The 24,275-nt window shown below is 38.6% G+C and carries 20 protein-coding genes; 11 read left to right on the top strand and 9 right to left on the bottom strand.

The annotated features are described in order from the left end of the window. Positions 1-113 precede the first annotated feature (113 nt). The 5 genes from M3210_RS14175 (at position 114) to M3210_RS14155 (ending at position 4,266) form a co-directional block, all read left to right on the top strand. On the top strand, positions 114-653 hold the full coding sequence (locus tag M3210_RS14175) for an isochorismatase family protein (protein WP_251515686.1): 540 nt from the start codon (positions 114-116) through the stop codon (positions 651-653). Between the two features lie 29 nt (positions 654-682). Then, positions 683-1,522, top strand: coding sequence for a GNAT family N-acetyltransferase (locus M3210_RS14170; protein WP_251515685.1), 840 nt, complete (start codon positions 683-685; stop codon positions 1,520-1,522). Between the two features lie 11 nt (positions 1,523-1,533). Next, positions 1,534-1,809 (top strand): hypothetical protein, encoded by a 276-nt coding sequence (locus M3210_RS14165; protein WP_251515683.1) that lies wholly within the window; start codon positions 1,534-1,536, stop codon positions 1,807-1,809. A gap of 32 nt (positions 1,810-1,841) precedes the next feature. Beyond that, positions 1,842-2,765, top strand: a complete 924-nt coding sequence (locus tag M3210_RS14160; protein WP_251515681.1) for an alpha/beta hydrolase — start codon at positions 1,842-1,844, stop codon at positions 2,763-2,765. A 367-nt stretch (positions 2,766-3,132) separates the two neighbouring features. Next, positions 3,133-4,266: a serine hydrolase gene (locus M3210_RS14155; RefSeq protein WP_251515679.1), complete on the top strand. Its 1,134-nt coding sequence runs from the start codon at positions 3,133-3,135 to the stop codon at positions 4,264-4,266. Between the two features lie 185 nt (positions 4,267-4,451). On the opposite strand, the gene M3210_RS14150 is transcribed toward M3210_RS14155, so the two are convergent. Next, the gene (locus tag M3210_RS14150; protein WP_251515677.1) at positions 4,452-4,616 is read right to left on the bottom strand and encodes a hypothetical protein; all 165 of its coding nucleotides are present in this window, start codon (positions 4,614-4,616) and stop codon (positions 4,452-4,454) included. A gap of 178 nt (positions 4,617-4,794) precedes the next feature. Between M3210_RS14150 and M3210_RS14145 the strand changes: the two genes are divergently transcribed. From M3210_RS14145 to M3210_RS14135, 3 genes are all read left to right on the top strand, one after another. Then, positions 4,795-5,448, top strand: a complete 654-nt coding sequence (locus tag M3210_RS14145) for a ribonuclease H family protein (RefSeq protein WP_251515675.1) — start codon at positions 4,795-4,797, stop codon at positions 5,446-5,448. Between the two features lie 242 nt (positions 5,449-5,690). Beyond that, entirely contained in the window at positions 5,691-7,253 is a 1,563-nt protein-coding gene (locus M3210_RS14140) for a BCCT family transporter (protein ID WP_251515673.1), read from the top strand. Positions 7,254-7,462: 209 nt separating this feature from the next. Then, positions 7,463-10,312 (top strand): 5'-nucleotidase C-terminal domain-containing protein, encoded by a 2,850-nt coding sequence (locus tag M3210_RS14135; protein WP_251515671.1) that lies wholly within the window; start codon positions 7,463-7,465, stop codon positions 10,310-10,312. Between the two features lie 187 nt (positions 10,313-10,499). On the opposite strand, the gene M3210_RS14130 is transcribed toward M3210_RS14135, so the two are convergent. Continuing rightward, a complete protein-coding gene (locus tag M3210_RS14130) occupies positions 10,500-11,792 on the bottom strand; it encodes an NCS2 family permease (protein ID WP_251515669.1) in 1,293 nt (430 codons plus the stop codon). A gap of 224 nt (positions 11,793-12,016) precedes the next feature. Here M3210_RS14130 and M3210_RS14125 point away from each other — a divergent pair, with 224 nt between their 5' ends. After that, positions 12,017-12,889, top strand: a complete 873-nt coding sequence (locus M3210_RS14125; protein WP_251515667.1) for an SDR family oxidoreductase — start codon at positions 12,017-12,019, stop codon at positions 12,887-12,889. Positions 12,890-12,945: 56 nt separating this feature from the next. Here the strand turns inward: M3210_RS14125 and M3210_RS14120 are convergent, their stop codons facing one another. From M3210_RS14120 to M3210_RS14110, 3 genes are all read right to left on the bottom strand, one after another. Further along, complete coding sequence (locus M3210_RS14120; protein ID WP_251515665.1) at positions 12,946-13,869, bottom strand: ArsA family ATPase; 924 nt, start codon at positions 13,867-13,869, stop codon at positions 12,946-12,948. Positions 13,870-13,890: 21 nt separating this feature from the next. Then, a complete protein-coding gene (locus M3210_RS14115; protein ID WP_251515663.1) occupies positions 13,891-14,148 on the bottom strand; it encodes a cory-CC-star protein in 258 nt (85 codons plus the stop codon). A 64-nt stretch (positions 14,149-14,212) separates the two neighbouring features. Beyond that, on the bottom strand, positions 14,213-15,961 hold the full coding sequence (locus M3210_RS14110) for a carbon starvation CstA family protein (RefSeq protein WP_251515661.1): 1,749 nt from the start codon (positions 15,959-15,961) through the stop codon (positions 14,213-14,215). Positions 15,962-16,206: 245 nt separating this feature from the next. Between M3210_RS14110 and acs the strand changes: the two genes are divergently transcribed. Continuing rightward, positions 16,207-18,177: an acetate--CoA ligase gene (gene acs, locus M3210_RS14105; RefSeq protein ID WP_251515659.1), complete on the top strand. Its 1,971-nt coding sequence runs from the start codon at positions 16,207-16,209 to the stop codon at positions 18,175-18,177. Positions 18,178-18,280: 103 nt separating this feature from the next. Here acs and M3210_RS14100 read toward each other — a convergent pair whose 3' ends face one another. Continuing rightward, positions 18,281-19,360: a TDT family transporter gene (locus tag M3210_RS14100; protein WP_251515657.1), complete on the bottom strand. Its 1,080-nt coding sequence runs from the start codon at positions 19,358-19,360 to the stop codon at positions 18,281-18,283. 133 nt (positions 19,361-19,493) lie between these two features. On the opposite strand from M3210_RS14100, the gene M3210_RS14095 reads away from it, so the two are divergent. Continuing rightward, positions 19,494-19,994, top strand: coding sequence for a regulatory YrvL family protein (locus tag M3210_RS14095; protein ID WP_251515655.1), 501 nt, complete (start codon positions 19,494-19,496; stop codon positions 19,992-19,994). Between the two features lie 82 nt (positions 19,995-20,076). Here M3210_RS14095 and M3210_RS14090 read toward each other — a convergent pair whose 3' ends face one another. The 3 genes from M3210_RS14090 to M3210_RS14080 form a co-directional block, all read right to left on the bottom strand. Continuing rightward, positions 20,077-21,879, bottom strand: coding sequence for a DNA ligase D (locus M3210_RS14090; RefSeq protein WP_251515653.1), 1,803 nt, complete (start codon positions 21,877-21,879; stop codon positions 20,077-20,079). Positions 21,880-21,962: 83 nt separating this feature from the next. Beyond that, positions 21,963-22,946, bottom strand: coding sequence for an ornithine cyclodeaminase family protein (locus tag M3210_RS14085; RefSeq protein ID WP_251515651.1), 984 nt, complete (start codon positions 22,944-22,946; stop codon positions 21,963-21,965). Between the two features lie 21 nt (positions 22,947-22,967). Next, positions 22,968-24,275: an MFS transporter gene (locus M3210_RS14080; protein WP_251515649.1), complete on the bottom strand. Its 1,308-nt coding sequence runs from the start codon at positions 24,273-24,275 to the stop codon at positions 22,968-22,970.

Raw genomic sequence — 24,275 nt, 5'->3', positions numbered from 1 at the left:
AGATAGCAATCTATGAATGGTATACGATAAGCGAGTTAAAAACAAAGAAGGAGAAAGCATCTCTTTGTTGAATCTATATAAAGATAGAAAGAAGAAATAGGAGAGATAAAAAAATGAGAGCATTATTGGTCATTGATGCACAAAAGACAATTGTTGACTTTAAAGACTTTCACCAAGAAATCGGTATGATCGAAACGATGATTACAGATTTCAAAGAAAATGGAGACCAAGTTATTTTTATTCGAAATTTGGACGATGACGAAAAAAGTTCATTCCACAAAAATTCGGCGGGCTCTGAAATTCATGATTCCTTGAAAAAATATGCAGAAATCGTAGTAGAAAAGAAGACACCAAGCTCATTTTACCAAACAGAACTGGATGAAAAGCTAAAACAGTTTGGTGTGGACCATATTTTCATCACAGGTTTCAATACCGAGTTTTGTTGCCAGTTTACGGCAATTGCAGCATATGATAGAGGGTATAAAGTTACGTTTATTGAGGACGCTACAGGAACGGTCAATGACGGAACTACATATGAAATGGAAGGTTTGGACATTCGTGATTTTGTAGGGACCGTTTTGCATTGGTCAAGTGTAATTGAAGTTCTGGATTATGAAGAATACGTTGAGGAATATAGAACAAATAAAGTTTAACTCATTATGGTTATGGAATGAGGTATTCGATGATTTCTGAGCTGAATCAAACTGATTTTTATAAATGTAAGAATTTAATTAACCAGCAGGGGCAAATTGAGGTGAAAGCTGTAGTCGAAGGAATTAATCCTGGACGAATATTTGTAGACAATATCTATTCTCCGGACGCCGGACTTGTTTGGCTTGGGAACAATGATGGGTTTTTATTTATTGGCAATGAATCAAATGAGGAATTTAATAGCCAAATTAATCATTTTATTGATACGATGATTCAAGCAGAAGCAGAAAAAGTAGGATTGAAGTGGTTTGAAGCAATGGGCAATCATCAAAAATGGGATGTGGTTATTGAGAAGCTGTTTGCACATCGGAAACTGGAAAGCTGGAACCAAAAAGTCTATACACTACAAAAAGAGAATTTTTACGCTGAGGATGAACCTGTCATAGGACAAGAATTTGAAGTCATAAAGATCGATGAGGAGCTTTATTATAGTAATACCCTTCATAATATTGATCTTCTGCATTCTAAAATTTTAGAGTATTGGTCTTCAACGGAACAATTTTTTAGACTAGGAACTGGTTATTGCATAAAGAATCCTAACAATATCATTAGTATTTGTTTTTCTGGTTTTGTTATTGATGATGTGCACGCTGTTGATATTGAAACGTTGAAGGCATACCGTGGAAACAAGTTGGCGCAAAAGTTAGCCCACGTATTTGCAAGAGATTGTTTGGAGAATGACTTTACTCCATATTGGGATTGTATGGAAGATAATAATCCTTCCATTGCAGTTGCAGAAAAAATAGGTTTCACTAACATATTTAATTATAAGGGATATTATTTCCCCTTAGATAGAATGAAACATATTTAGGAGGTAAGATTGTGTTGCAATCTTTACGAATTGGAATCAGTTTACAAGTAGTATTCTTTATATTATTTTTCAGCGCGATGTTAGCGAATATGAATAATATATTAGGTGCGATGATAAGTTCTGTGATTGGGTTATTAAGTTTAATTATAGGAATTAAATCAATAATATCACGACAAAATATAGTTCTGGCTTTGATGATCATCGTTATTTCCATTCTCATTTTAGGTTTTACCGTCTTTGCTTACTTTATTGGTGAGGGAGGACTCCCACCGTTAATCATGCAGTAAATTGAGAAATTAGTGTGCCTGGGAGGAATAAGATGAAATGGGTTAAGACAATGATTGACGTAATTGGTTTCCCTTTTACTTTAACAAACCTCTATCTTAATAGGAAAAACAAAGTGAAGGAAATAGGTCAAAAGGTTAGGATTAAAGATAGGAATATTCATGTCGTCGTCTCTGGTATAGAGGATGCGGAATTTAGTGTGATTTTAGACGCTGGATTAAGCTGTTGTTCTTTAGATTGGTATCATATACAGCCAGAATTATCTAAGTTTACAAAAGTCCTCTCATTTGATCGTGCAGGCTATGGATGGAGTTCACGAAGCAATCTCCCATATACAAGTGAAGATGTGGTAGATGACTTAATATATGTATTAGATGAGTTAGAACTAAAACCACCATATGTATTAGTTGGGCATTCCTTTGGCGGATTGAATATGAGGCTTTTTGCAAGTAAATTTCCAGAGAAAGTTACATCATTAATTCTAATCGATGCCGTGCACGAAAATAGATATATGAGTGATGTTTGGGATACCAATCGTAAAAAGTCCTATCGTAAAAATTTAAACCTCTTTCGATTTGGTTACATTACTTCCGGAATTGGAATTCCTAAACTTTTGAAACAACCGGTTGGAAGAAAATATCTGCCAGAACCTTACCAAAAATATGCCGATTATGTTGGGTATCTTCCTAAGTCTTATGAAGCAGTATATAAAGAATTTCTGTATAGTGAGAGGTCAGCATTACTAGTTAAAAATGCAGTAAAATTAAGAGAAGATTTACCAGCAATCGTTATCAGCTCCAATAATCAAGATCCGACTTGGGTAGAATATCAAAATCAGCTTAGTAGATTAACCAAGAAAACAATACAAATTAAGACGAACAATAATCACTCCATTCATTTGGAGAATCCTGATTTGATAATTGATACGATTAAAGGAATAGTTTGCAATCAAAATTAACCCATACGATAATAACGGTATGGACAGAGTTCAAGTTTTATTTAAGAATTGAGGTTTATCGATGGTAAATTTAATCAAAATTGGTATTTGTAGTTTCTTTGTATTTTTGATGTTTTGGTCCTTCGGTTTTACAAAGGAGTTATCTATAATTAGCGTTATTTTTTGCTCCTTAGCTTTTGGTTATGTTTTGAATATGTTTTGGAGTTTAAATAGAGAAATCCAGATGAAAATTAAAAAATAGTTGATTGTTTTACCATGAAGTGAGTGCATTCTTTTTAAAAAAAAGAAAAGCACTTTTTTATTTTGAAACTTCTTGTAAAGATTAAACGTATGATTAATTAAATTTATGAAGCAGGGAGCATTTACATTGATATTTACTATCATTCTAGTATTAGTTGGAGTTATTTTGCTATTAGTAATAGGATTCCTTTGGCTGCGTAAATGGATACAGAAACCTGATCCGGAATATGTATTAAATTTTATTGCCAAAAATCCAAACAGATCTTCGTTAACCATTGTAAAAAACGGAAAGTTACATATTAATTATCAAGGACAACAATTACGTCCGCTTGCGAGTACGGTTAAGATTATTCTAGCAATCGAATTCGCTCAACAAGCAGCTACTAAAGATATTGATTCAAGTGAGCTAATTGATGTAAAAGACTTAAACCGTTTTTATATCCCAGGAACGGACGGTGGTGCCCATCAAGAGTGGTTACATTCATTAGATCTTCTAACGGAGGGTAAAGTGCCCTTGAGCGAGGTTGCAAATGGAATGATTGCTTTTAGTTCGAATGCCAACACGGAATATTTAATGTGGCGGTTGGGGCTTGAACGTATCAATTCTAATTTAGAGAAACTTCAATTATCTATGCATGAAGAGATTTTTCCGATTGTATCCTATCTTCTTATTCCTTATGAAGTTGCAAAAGCTCATCATCTAGATATCTTTGATAGGAACCAAGCGAAAAAAGTGCTGAGTCTAGTTAAGGAAATGTCCAAGGAGGCATATAAAAATGAAGCGAATCGTATTCATGCCATATTAAGTCAAGACAGTGACGGCAAGTATAAAGAACAAGCAAACTTGGCGGCATGGCATAATTTAGGGTTTGACCAAATTGCTTCTAGAAAGCTTGTAAGGGCTACCACATCAGAATATGTCTCGATTGTACAAAAGATCAATAACACTTCCTTTTTTTCACAGGAAGTGATTGATCAACTGCAAGCAATTATGGAATGGCCGATGAAAAACTCTAGTAATCAAGATAGATTTCTACATCTTGGAGGTAAGGGAGGGTCAACAGCCGAGATTGTGACATTTGCATTATTCGCGGAGGATAAACAAGGAAATAAAACAGAGATAGCAGTCTTTTTTGAGGATGTTCATGGTTACGAAACAGTTAAACTCTCCACTAGTTTATCTGATTTTCAACTGGCCATTCTTACAAACTATACCGAGTGGCATGAAAAAATCGCTAGTGCTTTAAAAGGTAATAATTAGAAAAGAAAGTAGAAACTATGTACTTATCCTTGTAATATCTACAATCGTAATTGAAATACTGCCTTATATCATAGGGTGGTCTAATAAAGAAGAACCTTTTGTTTAAGGGAAGTTGAGAATATGGGGATACATTAGAAAAAGCCACAAAAAAGCACCTAATTAATTAGGGTGCTTTAAAATAGACTTCAGTTATGAAGACTATGATTATACACTTCCGTCTGTAATGCTTTTTCTTTTTCTAATCGTTCCTTTCGTTCTGACTCGAGCTTTTGGATGTAATTAGATTGAAGCCCAAATCTCCTAGCTTGGAACAAAGTTTCATCAAGGTATTTTTTTGACTGATCCATCATGCGAAGGATACCTCCTTTTACTGTTACTATTTCCTCTTTTTTCCATAATAAAACCTGCATTACAATAACAATTATTTAGAAAAGAATGGGAACAAGCATAATCTTATAGTTAATGAATTTATTTACTCCCAAGGGGGAAAATATACATTAAGTTAATAATAGGATGGGAGGATTACTCTTGCAGCTGCGGATGGAAATCACCTACGTCACGAAAAAAGGGATAAAAACCAATTTTAGCTCGGATGAGATGTCTACTAAGGCGGCACTTGAACTTGCTGAAGATCTTGAGAAAACTGGCCGGGTCAAACATTTAACTCTTCTCGATGAACATGATGCAAGCTGGACATTAAAGCAGTTGAGAAAATTTCTGGAAGAAGTAAAAACAGAGCCTTATCATATCACTGTGTATTTTGATGGGGGATTTGACCGGGAAACCCGAAAAGCTGGATTAGGATGTGTGATTTACTATGAACAAAATGAAAAATCTTATCGAATCAGAAGAAATGCATCAGTAGAAGGTTTGGTTAGTAATAATGAGGCAGAGTACGCTGCACTTCATCTTGGGCTGACTGAATTGGAATTTTTAGAGGTCCATCATTTGCCCGTTAGCTTCATTGGGGATTCGAAGGTGGTTGTTAATCAATTGAATGACGAGTGGCCTGTCTACGAATCAGAGTTGTCAAGCTGGCTTGATCGTATTGAGAATAAGATAGAAAAGCTTGGGATTACTCCATCTTATGAAGTGGTCTCAAGAAAAATGAATCGTGAGGCAGATCATTTAGCAACACAAGCGCTTGCTGGTATAGAAATAACTAGTCATCTTGAGCAGTAAAGGCCATTAGTATGCTCTGTACATGAGCCAGCTATGAGGAATTCTAATGTATTTCAATTTGTCCATATAACATGCTGGATAATTTATGTTCTAATCCCAAACCGTGCGATAACAATTGAAGCAAATTGTTATCGCACGGTTTTAGTAGTGGTTTTTATTCACCTTTAAAACTTGCTTTAAACAGGTATATAAATTCTGAGAAAGGGAAAAGTCAGGATAGACCAATAGTATAGGAGGAAGTCATGAAGAAGCAACATTTAAAAAATCCAGTTTTTCTCATCTCAGCTTCAGTTATTTCTATATTAGTTGTTATCGGAGCAATTCTCCCTGGCCGCTTTGGTGAAGTGGCACAACGCTTATTTTTATTTACAACGACGAATTTCGGCTGGTTTTACTTGATTGCGGTTTTTGCTATTATTCTATTTTTAATTGGGATATCCATCAGTAAATATGGCAGAATTCGATTGGGCGGTGAAAATGAAAAGCCGGAGTTTCCTTTCTTTACATGGATAGGTATGCTCTTTTCCACAGGATTCGGAGCCGGGTTAGTATTCTGGGGAGTAGCTGAGCCGATGTCCCATTTCTTTGAGACTCCTTTTGCATCGATGGAAGGGCAGACAGAGACAGCTGCACGTGTAGCCATGGGGTACTCCTTTTTTCACTGGGGGATCAGTCAGTGGTCGGTATTTGCTATTGTAGGCTTGGCGATTGCTTTTATGCAATTCAGGAAGAGGGAAAGTGGGTTGATCTCTAAATCCATGGAACCTATAACTGGGAATAAAAAGGTAGTGAAGACAAGTATTGATTCATTGGCGGTCATCGCCACGGTAATGGGAGTAGCTACCTCCGTCGGGTTAGGAGTCCTGCAAATCCATGGAGGATTAAGTGCGGTTTTTGATGTATCTTCAGCTATTTGGGTACAGATTGCCATCATTGCTGTGATTTTTATTGCTTATACGGCATCTGCTACGACTGGACTAAATAAAGGAATCCGCTATTTGAGTAACTTGAATCTAGCTCTATGCTTTCTATTATTAATCTTTGTGTTTTTAATGGGGCCAACCGTGTTCATTTTGAATGCATTCACCTTAGGACTTGGAGATTATATTACAAATTTTATTCAATATAGTCTACGGCTTGAACCGTACGTTGGCGGAACATGGGTACGTGATTGGACGATTTTCTACTGGGCTTGGGCAATCTCTTGGTCCCCGTTTGTTGGTGCATTTGTTGCTCGGGTTTCAAGAGGACGGACAATCCGTGAATTTATCGCTGGAGTGATGGTCGTTCCCCCAGCCATTGCTTGCTTCTGGATTGCCACATTCGGTGGAACAGCATTGTATAAAGATTTGAATGAAAACGCAGGTATTGCTGAGGCAGTTAATAACGATATAACAGTGGCGTTATTCCAAGTATTTGATAGCCTCCCGATGTCATTTATCATGTCGGTACTCGCTATCTTGTTGATTTTTACATTTTTAATTACATCAGCAGATTCAGCTTCTTATATATTGGCAAGTATGACGACGAAGGGAAGTTTAGTTCCCCCAACATATAAGAAGATAGTTTGGGGAGTCCTGATGTCAGGTATAGCAGCAGTATTATTAATTGCTGGAGGATTGGATGCGCTTCAGACCGCTTCATTAGTTGCAGCAGTACCGTTTACGGTAATCTTGCTGATTATGCTCGCTTCGATCTTCAAGATGCTGAAGAAGGAATTGATTCCAATATCGAGAAAAGATATAAGACGTTATGAGCGCATTGAAAAGCTAGCTGAAAAAGAAAAGAGCAAAAAGAAGGATTGATAAAAAGATGGGACAGGCTGTTGTTCTGTTCCATCTTTTTGATTTTGTGTAGTTCTTTAGGTTTGCTTTGAGTGAAACCTACACTCTTAACTACCTATTAGTATATAATCATTTTTTTGAATAGAGAAACTTTTTACAAAAAATTAACTCATTTCGTTCGATTTGTTGGTACAATCGTGCTGATGTCAACAATAGAAGGGGGAAAGTTAATGGAGAGGGCAGTCTTAAGAAGAAGTCTGGGATTTATTATTACATTCTGTATTATGTTTTTCGCGATAGCGGGAACAGTCTATGGAGAAGATGATGATCTTGTTAGATTGAAAGTTTTGCATACGAATGATCTGCATGCAAAAATTGATGAATTTGGAAAAATCGCCGCTTACATTGATGCAGAGAGAGAAAGTGCAGATCACTCGCTGTATTTAGATGCGGGGGATATTTTCAGTGGAAACCCCGTTGTCGACCTGCAATATGGTTCACCGATAATTGAACTATTAAACAATATGGAAGTAGATGCAATGACAATTGGAAATCATGAGTTTGATTATGGACAAGCAGAAACAGTTAAAAGAATGGAACAATCGAATTTTCCTTGGTTGAGCGCTAATACATATGTCACCGGTGATACGATGGTTCCATTTCCAAAACCGAAACCGTACGAAATCTTTGAAGTGAACGGAGTGACGGTTGGTGTATTTGCATTAACTCAAGCACCACCAGCTACGGGGCCTGCTAATATTGTAGGCATAGAATTTGGCGACCCTATTGAAGTTGCGAAGGAATATGAGCGTTTGGCGGACGAAACAGATATCCTGATTGCCTTAACGCACATCGGTTATCCAGAAGATAGAGAATTGGCTGAGGAAGTCGACTTTTTTGATGTGATTATTGGGGCACATACTCATACTACATTGACGGAGCCGGCTATCGTAAACGGAACACCGATTGTACAGACAGGATCCAATGCTCAGAATATAGGGAACGTAACTGTTACTTATGATTCCGAAGCAGATGAAGTTATCGGTGTAGATGGTTTCCTCCAACCGGTAGAAGATTTAACGGAAATAGATTCCGAGATTCAAGGATTAGTTGATAAATATAATGGAGAAATGGATGAGATACTATCCGAAGAGATTGGGGAAACATCGACAGGACTGGATAGAAACAATTTTCATGAGACGGATAGTTCTCTAGGAAATTTTTGGACCGATGCGATGCGCCATCATACAGGGGCGGATATCGCATTCACTAATACTGGGGGAATCCGTGCTGACATTGCACCTGGTACACTGACGGTCCGCGATATCTACACAGTTGAGCCGTTTGAAAATGAAATCATGACGATGGAGATAACGGGTGCAGCACTGAAGGATGTCATTCATTATTCTTATACACGAGATGGTCGTAATCAAATCGATTTGCAAACGTCAGGACTCCACTATACCATCATTACCGATCGTAATGGACAATATCTGGATGCGCGTTTAGAGAAGGATGGGAAGCCGGTCAAGGATGACGAAACGTTCGTGCTTGCAGTCAGTGATTTTCTCGCAAGCGGCGGCAGCGGGTATAACTTTGTCGGTGAAGTAGTTGAACCGTTAACAGGCAAAATGACAGAAGCAATGATCAATTATGCAAAGTATCTAACAGAACAAGGAGAAAAAGTCGATTTTTATAATGAAGGAAGAATAGCTATTGAGGTAGATGATGGTGCACCAGTTGAGGGAGAAGTAATTGGTTCGACCAATAATGGTTTGTCTTCCAAAAATAAAGAGCAAGGCGATACAGGATTAGGAAATCTGTATACGGATGCTGTACGAGCTTGGACAGATGCTGACTTTGCAATTCTTAATGGGTCCTCAGTAACAGGTTCAATCCCTGCAGGTGATATTTTAGATAAACAAATTGAGGCTTTAGATCGTCATGGTAATGAGATTGTAGCAGTAAAAACGACGGGTAAAAAATTAAAAGAAATGATTCTAACCCAATCACAGTATGCTAACCAGGTAGACATCCAAGTTTCCGGTTTCCATTATTCATTGATTGAGGAAAATGGAAAGTTCATTGATGTGTACTTAACATTACCAGACGGTTCACCTCTAGATTTAAATGCTGAATATGTTGTTGCGTATAATGACTACATGCACGGTGCTCCATTTTATAACATTGGAACAGAAACTGTTGGCTCTAATTTTGGTCCAGTTTGGAAGTCAGTCGTGGATTTTGTGAAAAAACATGATGGTCCAATCGATTATGAAGAAGGTTCAAGGATTAAAATCTCCGAACCGTCTGATCAAGTAGTCCAAGCTGAAATCAAAGTTAAAGATGGATTGGTGACCGTTGCAGATGCATCAATTGCCAGACTTGCAGACAAAGGAACATTAATTATTGAATTACCGTCAGATATAGCAAAAATCACTGTTCACTTTACTGAAGAGCAATTGCGTGAACTCGTTGAAAAGCAAGCGACAATTGTTATTATGCGAAAAGGTGAAGTATCATTAGTCATCCCAGCCATTGAATTTGCAAAGAACAATGAATTATCCGTTGGGTTAGAACGATTAAATATGGAAAATCCAATTAGTGCGGTGTATGATTTCACGATTAAAGATGGTGAAAAGGAAATTACTGAATTTAATCATGCCATCGAGATGATCTTCGTCTTAAATGAAGAGGAAGTAACCAATAAAGAAGCTCTAAGAGTAGCACATTTAAATGAAGATGATGAGTGGGAAGCATTGGAGACATTCTACGAAGAAGGTATGGCTGTGGCATTTACGGATCACTTCAGCACCTTCGCAGTTATTGAAGTAGAAAAGAAAACCGATGAGGAAGGTAAAAACCCGCCAGGAAACTCTAAGGATGACGAAAATGTCGCTGCTAGTTCAACAAATAAAGGCGGAAAATCCGGAGACAACAATTCAAAAGCAAATACCACCGGCAAACAATTGCCCAAAACGGCAACAGATATATTTAATTGGATATTGATTGGTGTATTGCTCATTGCAGCAAGTTGCACATTATACTTTATTCAACGAAAGAAAGCCTCAAAGGCATAAGAAAAATCGGGTTGAACAAGAGAGTGAACTCTTGAACGACCCGATTATCTTTTTTCTTTTCTCTCAACTAAATATAAGATGCCTAACACGCTTGATACGGCTAGAATCAGATTTTCTCCAAATCTAGTAAGCTAATCATGTATGAAAAGAAAATCATCCACACGACAACATTTCCATACTTCATAACTTATCCCATTGGAAAGAAAACTAATTGTAATAGAAACAACACAGCAAATAGGTAAATCAGCCAATGTACATCTTTGCCTTTTCCGTGTGCTAATTTCATCAACGGATAAGTAATGAAGCCGACTGCAATTCCAGTTGCAATACTGGATGTAAATGGCATGGCAAGCATCGTAATGAACGTAGGGAAAGCTTCATCAAATGATTTCCAGTCAATTCTTGCTAAGCCTTGCATCATGAATGACCCCACAATAATCAGTACAGGTGATGTAATAGCGGGAACACTTGCTACAACGCTGATAATTGGAGTAAAGAATATGGATATAGCAAACAGTATAGCCACCACTACGGCGGTGAAACCTGTTCGGCCACCTGCTGCAACGCCTGAAGTGGATTCTATATAAGCAGTGGAAGGACTTGTTCCGAACATGGAACCAACCGTTGTGGCAGTCGCGTCTGCTAGCAGAGCCTGCTTCGAACGGGGCAGGTGTCCATTTTTCATAAATCCACCTTGCTCAGCAACACCAATCATTGTACCAGTTGTATCGAATAACGTGACAAGTAAAAATGCAATGACGACAGTGTAAAGCCCATGTGTGAATACTCCAGTAATATCCAAATCAAAGAATACAGGTGCCGGCGGGGTGGAGATGATTCCATCGAACTGGATCATCCCTGTAAAATAGGCGATAATTCCAGTGGCAATCATACCTAAGAACAATGCGCCTTTTATATGTAATACGTATAAAATCAAAGTCAAAAATAAACCGAAAATCGTCAGCATTACCATTGGATCAGTCAAATCACCCATTCCGGTAATGTTGACTTCATTAGGGACAACGAGGCCGGCGTTTTTCAATCCGACGAATGCGATGAATAATCCAATCCCCGCCGTAATTCCAAATTTCAAACTGTCAGGAATCTCATTGATTAAAGTTTCGCGAAGATTTGTCAGACTAAGAAGTAAAAATAGTATCCCAGCAATAAAAACAGTTCCAAACACAACCTGATAGGATAAATCTTGGGTTGCAACAACGGAAGCGAAATAGGCATTTAATCCCATGCCAGGTGCAATGGCAATTGGATACTTTGCGAATAATCCCATCAGTAATGATCCTACTATTGCGGCAATTACGGTAGCCATAAACACTTGGTCGAATGGTACACCAGCACCATGTAAAATTGCTGGGTTCACTACAACGATATATGCCATCGTAAGGAATGTTGTCATTCCAGCAGTGAACTCGGTTTGGATGGTAGTGTTATTTTCTTTAAACTTGAAGAATTTCTCTAACATAAACACCATTCTTTCTAAATTTATTATGAAGAATTCCGATCCGCATGATGGTCATGCTATTTTCTTATTGAATCGATATCCATTCATCAACCTTACATATAATATCGGTTATTTACCTTATAATCAACTGTCAAATTACAGAGATGGATTAACTCCTATTCAAATTGGGAAAAGTACATCAGAGTGCTATATTTTTCACGTGTAAATTAGGAGGAGATTTATAAATGAATATGGAACAAAACAACGGTAAAATCACACCACCAGCTCAGCAACAGGATGAGCAGCCGGGAATTGAAGAAAAGATGCATCCCGAACCGGAGTATTTGAACCCTGATTATCAAGGAAGCAATAAGCTGCAAGGCAAAGTCGCGATTGTCACGGGAGGAGATAGTGGTATCGGAAGAGCAGTGAGTGTATACTTTGCTAAAGAAGGTGCAGATGTAGCAATCATTTATTTGAATGAACACAATGATGCTGAAGATACGAAGCGGCTTGTGGAACAAGCGGGACAAAAATGTCTCCTTGTTAGTGGAGATATTGGCAGCCAGTCCTTCTGTGAGTCTGCGGTGACTCAAGTGTTGGAGGCTTTTAATAAAATTGATATTCTAGTTAATAATGCTGCAGAACAACATCCTCAAGATGATTTTATGGACATTACAAGCGAACAATTAGAAAAAACGTTCCGCACGAATGTGTTTAGCATGTTTTATATGACGAAGGCAGTGCTTCCAAATCTGAAAGAGGGGAGTTCCATTATTAATACGTCCTCAATAACAGCATATAAAGGGAATGTCACGTTGATTGATTATTCTGCTACAAAAGGTGCAATCACTTCTTTCACCAGATCTCTATCAGGTTCATTAGTAGATAAGGGAATTCGAGTAAATTCGGTGGCGCCAGGGCCAATCTGGACTCCATTGATTCCTGCAACTTTCGATAAAGAGAAAGTAGGAGAGTTTGGAGGGAATACACCGATGAAACGTCCCGGACAACCGAAAGAATTAGCTCCTGCCTACGTTTACTTGGCAAGTGACGATTCCAGTTATGTAACTGGACAAACTATTCATATTAATGGTGGAACGATTGTTAATGGGTGAGTAAATATAAACGGGTCAGAGTCTGATTTTACATACAGGCTCTGACCCATTTTATATTAATAATAGTCACTAAATACATCAAGTTGCTCTAGATTTGTAATATCATGCGAGAGAAGAGGGACATGAATCAATTTTTGTTTACGGAATGTGTTGTTGATTTGTTTTAAATATTGTTCCTCATGTATCTTTCGTTGTTTCAAGAATTCTCCGTCCGCCTCTTCGGGTAATATTTTATTTACAATGATTGTTTTAACATGTAATTCGTATTTATGAAGTAAATCAATTGCTTTTTTAGTTTCTAATATCGGAAGTCTCTCAGGATTCAGCACGAAAATAAATCCTGTCTTATCTTCGCTTAAGAGAATTTCACGTGCCTTGGCAAAACGGTTTTTCCTTTCAAGCAACACTTCATAAATAGGATCTTCGATTGGCTCACCATCATTCAGAAGTTGTACATAGTTTTCATTAGTTTTCTTGCGTTTACGCAACATACCTTCTATCCATACTCCCATTAACTCGGGCAATGTTAATAGCCTAATGGTATGGCCAGTGGGGGCTGTATCAAAAACGAGATGATCATAATCTTCCCCTTCTTCCAGAATAATAGAGATGAGCTTGTCAAATAATGCCGCTTCATCCGCTCCGGGAGATGCTTTTGCGGTATCTAATTGACGGTAAACTTCGTCCCTCATCCCTGGATTAACGATGCCTTTAATATTATCTTTTACCGAGTTTATGTATTTCGTTGTTTCAAGTGCAGCGTCAATTTCCAAACCATACAGATTTGTATTCAATTTCTTTGGCTCACCACCAATTTTTTTAGAAAAAATATCTCCCAAATTATGTGCTGGATCGGTGGATATCAGTAATGTTTTTTTACCGGATTTAGCAAGCTTCCAAGCGATGGCGGCCGCTGAAGTAGATTTTCCGACTCCTCCCTTACCTCCGATAAATAACGTTTTCTTACTCTGTTCTATCATATGGATTCTCCTTTTTGTCTATTAGCAACAACGGATTCCAGAAAGGGGGGACTTCTCCATACCCATTCGAAGATGCCAGTCATGGAACCGTTCAATCATGTAAGGATATAGCTCTAATGTGTAATAATAAACCGGGTTAGGAATGCCGATCATCTCAGAGTAGAGCATCAAGAGAAACAAATCATCTTCTTCCCGTAATTCTCTCGCAATCTCTGTACGATGTGGCATGCTGAGGATTTCTTCGTATAACTTAACTAGTTGTTTTACACGCTCTAGCATGAGAACACCTTCTTTTTCTAGATATGTATAGAAAGGGATCATGTACATGATCCCTTTTGATTTATTATCCTATTTTTTCGTCGTCGATTTTTCCTAAGTCGTCAAATTTTCCTCTGAATACTTGTATTGCAGTTAAGCAAATCCATGCAGTAAACACGAAGATGATGGAACCTAGTACGAAAAGCAGTGTACTTGCTTGTTCTCCAAACCAGATCCATTGGAAAAATACTTGCTGGAACATCGCATATAATGTCATAAACATGACGAATATCATTGGCACCAGGGTAACGACATAGTTTACACCTCTTCGTTTCAGCCAAATGGAGATGAGAAGTAAACTGATTCCAGCTAATAACTGGTTCGATGTACCAAATAATGGCCAGATCAAGTATCCTCCAGAACCGAATCCGTTTGGTCCTTCAGGCAGGATTGCCAGTGCAGCACTTGATAGGACTGCAACTGATGTAGCGACGTGCTTCTTAGTAAGTGGTTGAACATTGTATTCTGTTCCAATTTCAGCAATAATGTAGCGCATGAGTCGTACAGCAGTATCTAATGTTGTAGCAGCAAAACTAACAACAATTATGGAGACGATTGTAACAGATACATGTGCTGGAATACCTAATCCACCAGCTAGGATAGATGCCCCTTCTACAAAATTCCCGAGTCCACCGGCATTTGCAGCAGTGAAGCTAGAATAGGCTTGCGTAAAGGCATCTGTACTGCTGAATAGCGTTGCAACTGCAAGGATAGAAATTAATGCCAAAACTCCTTCACCAACAGCACCTAAATATCCAACAAATCGGGCATCTGTTTCTTTATTCAGCTGTTTGGCGGAAGTACCAGATGAAACAAGACCATGGAAACCTGATATGGCTCCACAAGCAATCGTGATAAATAATAGTGGCAACCATGACGTATCCGGATTAGGATTTGTTGCCGGTGCTGTAATAGTCGGGTTTGTAAATAATAGACCTAAATATAGAATTCCTAGTCCTACTACTAGTTGGTGTGAGTTGATGAAATCCCTCGGTTGTAGAAGCATCCAAACTGGTAATGTTGATGCAATGTAAACATAAATCATTAAGATTGCAATCCAAATCATAAATGCTGTTCCAACCGTGCCTAAACCAAAGAGACCAGCTGCATCTTCGCCACCCATATATTTGACGAGATCAATCTGTAAGAATTCATATTGCGCAGCAAATATTGCCGCTGCATACATGACAGCAAGAGCAATTAAAGACGGGACAAGCATTTTCGCTTTCCGTTTATAAACTGCAAATCCTATCCATACCGCAAGAGGGATTTGAATAAATACTGGTAACACACTTGCAGGATAGGATACGAAAAGATTAGCGATAACCCAAGCAAAAACTGCATTAACCATTAATACCAATGTTAGGATGATAAATAAAAACAATAATTTCCCGCGTCTACCAATTAATTTTTCAGCTATGGTACCAATAGATTGCCCTTTATTACGCACGGAAATCGCCAACGTACCAAAATCATGTACACCAGCTGCAAAGACGGTGCCGAGGATTACCCATAAAAATGCAGGCAACCAACCCCAATACAATGCTATTGCAGGACCTAAAATTGGTGCTGCACCTGCCACAGACGTAAAGTGATGACCCCATAGAACAAACTTGTTTGTAGGGACAAAATCCACGCCGTCATTATATCTGTGTGCCGGCGTTTTATAATTGGGATCTAATTTGAAAATCTTTTCAGCAACAAATTTCGAATAATAACGATAACCTAAAGCTAATACAATCATTCCAATTATTGCTACTAATATTGCATTCAAAGCATGTCCTCCTTTATAAAAAATTATTTATCAACTATTATATATTTATTTAAATAAATGTAAATAATAAAGTTAATTTTTAAATAAAATATTTTCTGTTAATTGCAATATAAGCGGATGTCGAGTCAAACATTGACTTTTCTTTCAGAATATATATATTATTTAAATAAGTGAATATGACCTACCGAGAATAAACAGGACGGATTTATGTGAAAGCGTTTACCTAATTTCGAAGGAGGAGATTCATGGTGCATAGTGATGTTGGTGGTATTCAAGACATTGTAAAAGCAAGTAAACTTGTTTATCCAAGTAAAGGAGAACAGAAGAAGACTAATCTTGGGGATAGTGAAGCTTTTCAAGCATTGTTGAAGAAATCACAAGAGGATTCAGAGACATTTTGGGCAGAGGTTGCTAATGAGTTACACTGGTTTGAACCTTGGGAAGAAACAATGAGCGGTGAGCTGCCTGACTTTGAGTTTTTTAGAGGCGGCGTCAGTAATCCTTGTTATAACTTGATCGATCGTCATATTGAAAATGGTGCAGGTAACCGAACCGCACTTATCTGGGAAGGTGAGGACGGTACTTCGAGCTTCTATACGTATAACATGCTTTTAGCTGAAGTTAATCGTTTTGCTAATGTATTGAAGTCGTTTGGTGTACAAAAAGGTGATCCTGTTGCAATATATTTGCCGAATCTCGCTGAATCTTTTATTGCCATCCTTGCCTGCTTCCGACTTGGGGCAGTGTATAGCACGATTTTCTCCGGTTTTTCTGAACAATCTTTACGTGATCGACTCCAAGCATTTGAACCAAAAGTCGTCGTAACTGCAGATGCGGGCTTACGACGTGGTAAAGTAATACCCTTGAAAGAAAAAGTAGATATCGTTATTCAAGATATTCCAACTGTAGAAGGTGTCATTGTTGTTGATCGATTAGGGATAAGTCCTGTCATGGAAATTGGTAGAGACGTTTGGTGGCATGAGGAGCGGAAAAGTGTTTCGATTCATTGTGAGCCGACTCCCATTGAGGCAAATGAACCTGGAATAGTTTTTTATACGAGCGGGACAACTGGTAAACCAAAGGGTGTCGTTCATTCAGGAATTGCTTTCGTCGTACAAAATTATATTTATGGAAAATATCATATGAACCATCAGCCGGATGATGTGTTCTGGTGTACAGCAGACGTCGGCTGGCTGACGATGCATATATGGGGTGTCGCAGGTTCTTTGGCAAATGGTGTGACTACAGTCGTCTATGAAGGTGCACCGAATTATCCGGAGCAAGACCGTTTTTATCAAATTATTGAAAAATACCGGGTTAACAAGCTGTTTACCGCACCAACTGCATTACGGATGCTTAAGAGTCTAGGGGAGAAAGCACTCGAATCTTATGATTTATCTTGCCTTGATGTCATATCACTAGTTGGCGAGCCATTTGACCCGGAAACCTGGCATTGGACGAGAGATGTATTAGGTCGAGGTAAAATCAATGTTAATAATACATGGGGACAAACCGAAACAGCTGGAACACCACTTGCTGGAGCAGCATGGCTTACGCCGATGAAACCAGGCTCTGCAGGGGTGGCCTTTTTAGGGATTGATGCTGCGGTAGTCGATGCTGCAGGGGAGCCAGTTCCTCCAGGGACATTAGGCAACCTTGTCATCCGCAAGCCTTTCCCAATGTTATGCCGTACGTTATGGAAAGAACCACAACGCTACTATGAACAATATTTCAGCCAAGTAGAAGGAAACTATTATGCAAGTGACATTGCTCTAGTAGATGAAGATGGCTACTTCTGGGTCGTCGGCCGTTCCGATGACGCATTCAATGTTTCTGGACATAGACTAAGTACAATGGAAATGGAAAGTGCTGTTCTCGAAGTGCCTGGAGTGTCAGAAGCGGCGGTCATTGGAGCACCAGATAAGATTAAAGGTGAAGTTCCAGTTGTTTTTGTGACTGTAGCAGAGGGATATGATGGGGATGAGGGATTGCGACAGAAAGTGGAAGAGAGTATCGTAAATAGTATTGGTCAAATCGCCCGTCCTCGGGATATCTTTATAGTTGAGGCCATGCCAAAAACGGTCAGCGGAAAAATTATGCGCAGGCTATTAAAAGAATTACAAGTAACTGGTGAAGTTGCCGGTGATGTGACTGGCCTTGAAGATCCTGCTGCTATTGATCGTATTAAAGAAGTGGTTACTGTTAAAAAAGTCTAATTACTAATTATATGCTATAAAAGCTAGAACTGTCAGGAAGCTGGCAGTTCTAGCTTTTTATGATGAGCTTTAAATTCAAGAAGTCTTCATACCTTTTTTTATCTTAAGCAGATTCTTGTAATTGCTGTTTGGTCTCTTTCTGTCTAAACATAAGTTGCAGTACTAAAATGAGTTCGATTAAAACAAGTGCTATTATTACCCAAAAACCAACGTTTATAACGACCTCCTGAATTGAGGATATAATTGGTCTTTGCACAGGGAGAAACCCAGTGAATGTATAAAACATGGAAAATGTAAAGATTCTGCTCCATTGGCTGACGTTGTACACAAAGACTGCCCTTTTCCATCCCGATTCCTTCACTAATCTGATCAACCGATAAATCTCAATACCCTCCACTATTAGAAAGATAGTTACGGTCAACCCCCAGAGAACGAATAAACTTTGTTCATTAAAAGCACCACTCACTATACTAGCAACACCAGAAATTGATAACGCGCCATGAAGAATACAATTCGTATTATTCCAATCTGTTTCGACACTCCACGAATGTTCCGTATATCTTTTCACAATCAGGAAAGTACCTAGGATGTAAAAACAAAAACCTACTGTTAGTAAACTATATGTTAGTTGTTTCGGTACATTTGTATAAACGTTGTGGAAGAGGATAATCAGCGATTGCGTACTTACGGTTGTTAAAAGAAGAATTCCATGCACTTGTACGATACGTAACCGGAAGATAGTCATTATCGCCTTAACACTTATCCAACAATAAAAAATCCACAGTGCAGCATTGAGGAAGCTAAGCCCTCTAACCAATGGAGTAAAAAAGTGATTGGCTAGTAATACACCACAAATGGAAGAAGCAGCGATCCAAGTCCCTATACCGAACCGGTTGACAGGGTTCTTGTAATGAAGTGATTTCCATTTTCTCTTTATTAAAGAAATAAAAATAGATGACCAAAAACTTACCCATAGCGCTACGATAAATGTAATTAGAATCTTTGCAAAGTTAGTATGAAAAAATCCGTCGCCAAAGAACAAATTCATTACCCCTTGGAGAACAATTCCAAAAGCCATAATGGAAGCCATCGTAGACGTATGGATGTATATTTGATGTTTCAATATATACGAAATTAAACCGATATATAATAGAATAAATAGTAATATTATCAATTCAATCACCATTATCCACTATAACATATCTTAGAGTGGGCCAGAGAGCTCTCCTCAAACTATTTTTGTTTTAAAATCAAATGAAACCTGATTTGGATATATCCGTATAATAGTTACTCATCTTTTCTAAGGGAGTTTTTGCATGTCAAATAACATGAATGATCCGACATCACGACGAGAGGATGACGAAATTCCTTTCCGTGAAATGAACCGTAAACAAAAAATAACGACGGTAATTATCATTACAGCCCTACTTACCATGGCAGCGGGTATTTTATTTGGAATATATTTCTTTGGAATGGCTGGTTTATTTAATATTTTTGGTGTAAAGTATGATTCGCTGCTTTCACTTGCGATATTCGTAATCAGTGTCTTTTTTCTTGGAATCATTGCTGATTTCTGCTTTTTAGTGATTTATGTCATTCTCATTCCGAAAATCAATAACAATTCAACCCTGCTAATCTTAAGCATCTTGGTTGAAACATTTAAAAACTGGCTTGTACTGTTTACAGTAGATGAATTTATGGGAAGTATATCATTAGCTTTACATACCGAATGGATATTAGCTTTCATCCTAGCATTGATTGAAATCGCGTTTAATGATGAGAAGCTGGATAATTGGAAAAGAAAGGACGTGGCATAGTGCTATTACACAAGCACGCTCCACGTCCTTTCTTTTTATGACCTTATGATTTACTTTACCAAAACTAGTTTTTGTTATTTCATCAACTGTTGCGCACCATGTTCAGTAAATTTTTCATGTTTTGTTTTACACGAGCTTTTTCAAATTCTCCAAAGGGGCACCCATATTGTTTTACTCGTTCCACAACCGTGTCGATGGTGAAAATCGTCGGGTCCAAATCGCTATCGACCTCCTCCCAAAACAGGGGGGTGGCAACAGTGCCTTCCATGGTCTTTCGAGGAGAGTAGGGGGCAATAATCGTTTTATCTTTCCCGTGCTGCACATAATCGATATACAGCCTGCCGTTCCGTTTATTTTTCATCCGTTCCGTCGTAAATTTATCTGGATAACTTTTTTCTATTGTAAATGCAATAGCTTGAGTAAAAATTGCCGTTTCCTCATAGGTCATACTTCCTTCACGGATTGGGATGTGAATTTGCAATCCTTTATTCCCCGATGTCTTCACGAAAGACTGTAATGAAAGTTCATCCAACAGTACCTTTACTAACTGAGCAGCTTGAACGGAGAGTTGAAAATGTTCGCGGTCTGGGGGGTCCAGGTCAAATACAATTTCAAGTGGCATCACACTCCCACTTCGTTGAAACGGGACATGGTATTCCACTGCACCGTGATTGGCAAACCATACAAGCGATTCCAAATTATCGCAACTGCAGAAGGTTTCACCTTGTTGGGGTACAGCTGTCACAAAATCTGGTGCGTAACTCGGCAGATGTTTTTGAAAAAACTGTTCGGCTTCAACACCGTCAGGCGCACGAATGACTGTGAGTAAACGATCTCTTATAAATGGCAGCATATAAGGTGAAATTTCGCGGATGTAAGTAAGCAGGTTTCCTTTACTAAACCCTGGCTGATTCCATAAAAGTTTATCTGTATTTGTCAGTTCAACCTCTTCAGGCAGCATCGCCAGATCAAGCTTTAACTTTTCAATTGTACATTCTTCCATTTTCATTGTAGGTAACACTGCAGCAAATTCAGGTTCCCGTAATTCTTGATCGTATAAATCGAGCGTGTGGATCGCTGCGCAAATGGCAGGGGGAACGGTAAACTTATTACCGTTTCTTTCACCGTTTTTCGTGAAGAAATCCCTTAACGTCTGAAAAGTTTCAGCATCCAGTCCGTGCTTACACTTACCAATTGGACGTAATTCCTGACCATTCGTTACAGCCACATCAAAATATCCATTCTCGATATCAAAAGAAGATAATATACCATGAATTAAACGCCAATTTTTTATTTTAAACCAATCCTGATGTTTTTTCCCGTTCAAATAGATACTATTTTTCCTCTTGGCGACAAAACCCTCACCTTTAAAATCGAAAACAATCTTTTTAATGTCCTGTAAGTCTTGAAATACTTCAATAAGCTGTAATCTCTCGCCCTGAACTTTTTTAAACACATCCTCCAATATTTTATTTCGTGTAGAAAGTCTTTGTTTATCATAGATTTTACCTTTTACTTCAAGTATATCAAAAGCAATAAAGCTGGCAGGACGTACTTGTGCTGCTTTTTCTATCTTGGTAAGATTACGCATCCTTCCTCGCTTTTGCAGTTCTGAAAAGTTCGCTTGGTATTTGTTGTTTAATACTACTAGCTCCCCATCGAGGACGAGTGGCAGGAATCCTTTTATTGCCGGTAATAAGTGCACGCAGCTTCGGACAACTTCTGGAAACTTGTCTGTCAGATCATGATTATTCCTGCTTTTTAATGTAACTTTGCCATCAGCTGATATCGATAGCAATGCCCGGAAACCATCATATTTTATTTCGTAAAGCCATTCTTCGCCAACTGGTACGTCGTCCCGGTAGATTGGTTTCATAATTTGCATTGCTGAACACCCCACATAAACTTCATTAATAGTTTTACTTTTACCAAAAAAAGATAGACCATGCTTCCATGGTCTATCTTTCCTTATAATTCAATTTGAACTCCAATATCTTTTACTTTTAATTTACGATAAACGCCGGCAGCGGCAACAAGATCGAAGTATGCTGCTCCAACCGACTTGAAAAACGAAATTTCTTCGTCGGTGTTACGGAGTAGATGATTTCCTCCTGCAAAATCACTTAATTCACCATGTACATCTGTAAACTTCCACTTGGAATGTATATCTGCATGGATAAGTTCACCCGCTTCTTCTTTGACACCTTCCAGGTCATCGACAATGATTTTACTTGCCCGGTCAATGGTTGTTTGATCGACTTCCCGCATCGTCGGCAAGAAGGAACCGACACCGTTGATATGTGTTCCGGGCTTTAATAAATTGCCGTCAAATACCGGGTCCAACGAACGTGTGGCACAATTAATGATATCGGCTTGTTCTACTGCTTCATTACTGCTGTTAACGACTTCTATCTCAGCTTGAATACCAAAATCAATGAGCTTCTCGCGAAAATATTCAGCTTTTTCTCTTGTCCGATTATATAATTTAATTTGTTCAATATCTCTGACAGCGGTGACCCCAAGTACTTGCTCAAAGGCCATTCCTCCAGTACCGATGACTCCAAGTACTTTAGAATTTACTCTTGCAAAACGTTTGGTAGCAATTGCACTTAAAGCTCCAGTTCGAAGTCTCGTTAAGTAGGATGCATCCATCATGCAAATATGCTCACCTGTTTTACCATCGGTTAACATTAGTACTCCTTGTGTAGTCGCTTTACCGATACTTGGGTTTTGCGGAAATATCGATACTACTTTGACAGCAGCAATTTCATTTTCGACATCAGCACTTGGCATGTATAACGCTGATCCTTCCACGTCGGGGAAAGAAAGTACGGTGCGATGTGGATTTGAGATATTTCCGACCTTTTTAGCTGTAAGACCTAGTGAAATATCCTCAATGGCATCCTTCATAGTATAATGATTTTTAATGTCTTTTTCGGTTAATATAAGCATGTAATCCCCCTTGAAATGTTGTTATGCTCGCTTTGTTTGGACGAGAGGATCATCTGCATCCAGTTCTTTCGCTACTTTATCCTTTACAGCGATTACGGCAATTAAAGAGATGATGGCAGTGAAAATAATATAGAGAGCAACAGGTACATAAGAATTGTTGAAACGGATAAGCAGTGCTGTGGCAACAAGTGGAGCTGTACCACCAGCCAATGCAGCTCCAATCTGGTAGCCTAATGAAATCCCAGTATACCGCACTTTAGCGCTGAAAATTTCAGAGAACATTGTTCCAAGTACGGCAGTAATAGGAGCCCAGATTACACCTAATCCAATTACCGTTGCAATGAATAACAAAGCAACAGACCCTTGATGGAGAAGCCAGAAATACGGGAATGCGTACACAGCCATGAAAATCGTTCCTGTCACATACAATGGCTTTCTTCCGATTTTATCCGAAAACGCTCCCATAATCGGCATCATAATCGTTGTAACAATGGTAGCAATTGTAACGGCAAGAAGGGCATTTCTTTCTGAGAAATTTAAATTTTGGGTCGCATAGGAAACGATGAATGTACCGAAAATATAAAAAGGTGCTGTTTCAACAACTTTTGCTCCAATGGCAATTAGAACTTCTCTCCAATGATATCGAAATGTATCCGCAATTGGTAACTTCGGAACTTCTCCTTTTTCTTTAATTTTCTTGAATGACGGCGTTTCATCAATGCCTTTACGAATCCAAAGGCCAAATACTACAAGCAAAGCACTAAGAATAAAAGGAACCCGCCATCCCCATGACAGAAAAGCGTCATCAGGGAGAAGTGTCATTACTGACAGAGCAAGGGTGCCCATCAGCATCCCCAAAGTCACGCCCATCTGGGGGATACTTCCGAATAGTCCGCGTTTTTCTTTTGGTGCATATTCTACAGCTAGGAGCAAAGCACCACCCCATTCACCTCCAAGACCGAGACCTTGTATCAGGCGTAACAGGATGAGTAACACTGGCGCCCAAATCCCAATTGCCTGATAGGTAGGGAGGACCCCCATCAGAAAAGTCGCAAGCCCCATTAAGCTAAGTGTAAGTACTAATGTTCTTTTTCTTCCGATTCGGTCTCCAATATGACTAAATATGATTCCTCCGAATGGACGGATCAAAAATGCAAGGGCAAAGGCAGCAAAAGCATAGAGTGTTCCAAATGCCGGATCTTCTGTTACAAAAAATAATTGGTTGAAGACGAGGGCCGCAACAGTACCATATAGAAAGTAATCAAACCATTCAATTGTACTACCGACTAAACTGGCGACAAGCACTCTTCTTAACTTTTTGTCATTCAT

This window comes from Oceanobacillus luteolus (assembly GCF_023715655.1).
GTDB lineage: Bacteria > Bacillota > Bacilli > Bacillales > Amphibacillaceae > Oceanobacillus > Oceanobacillus luteolus.
This window is presented reverse-complemented; position numbering and strand designations above follow the sequence as displayed.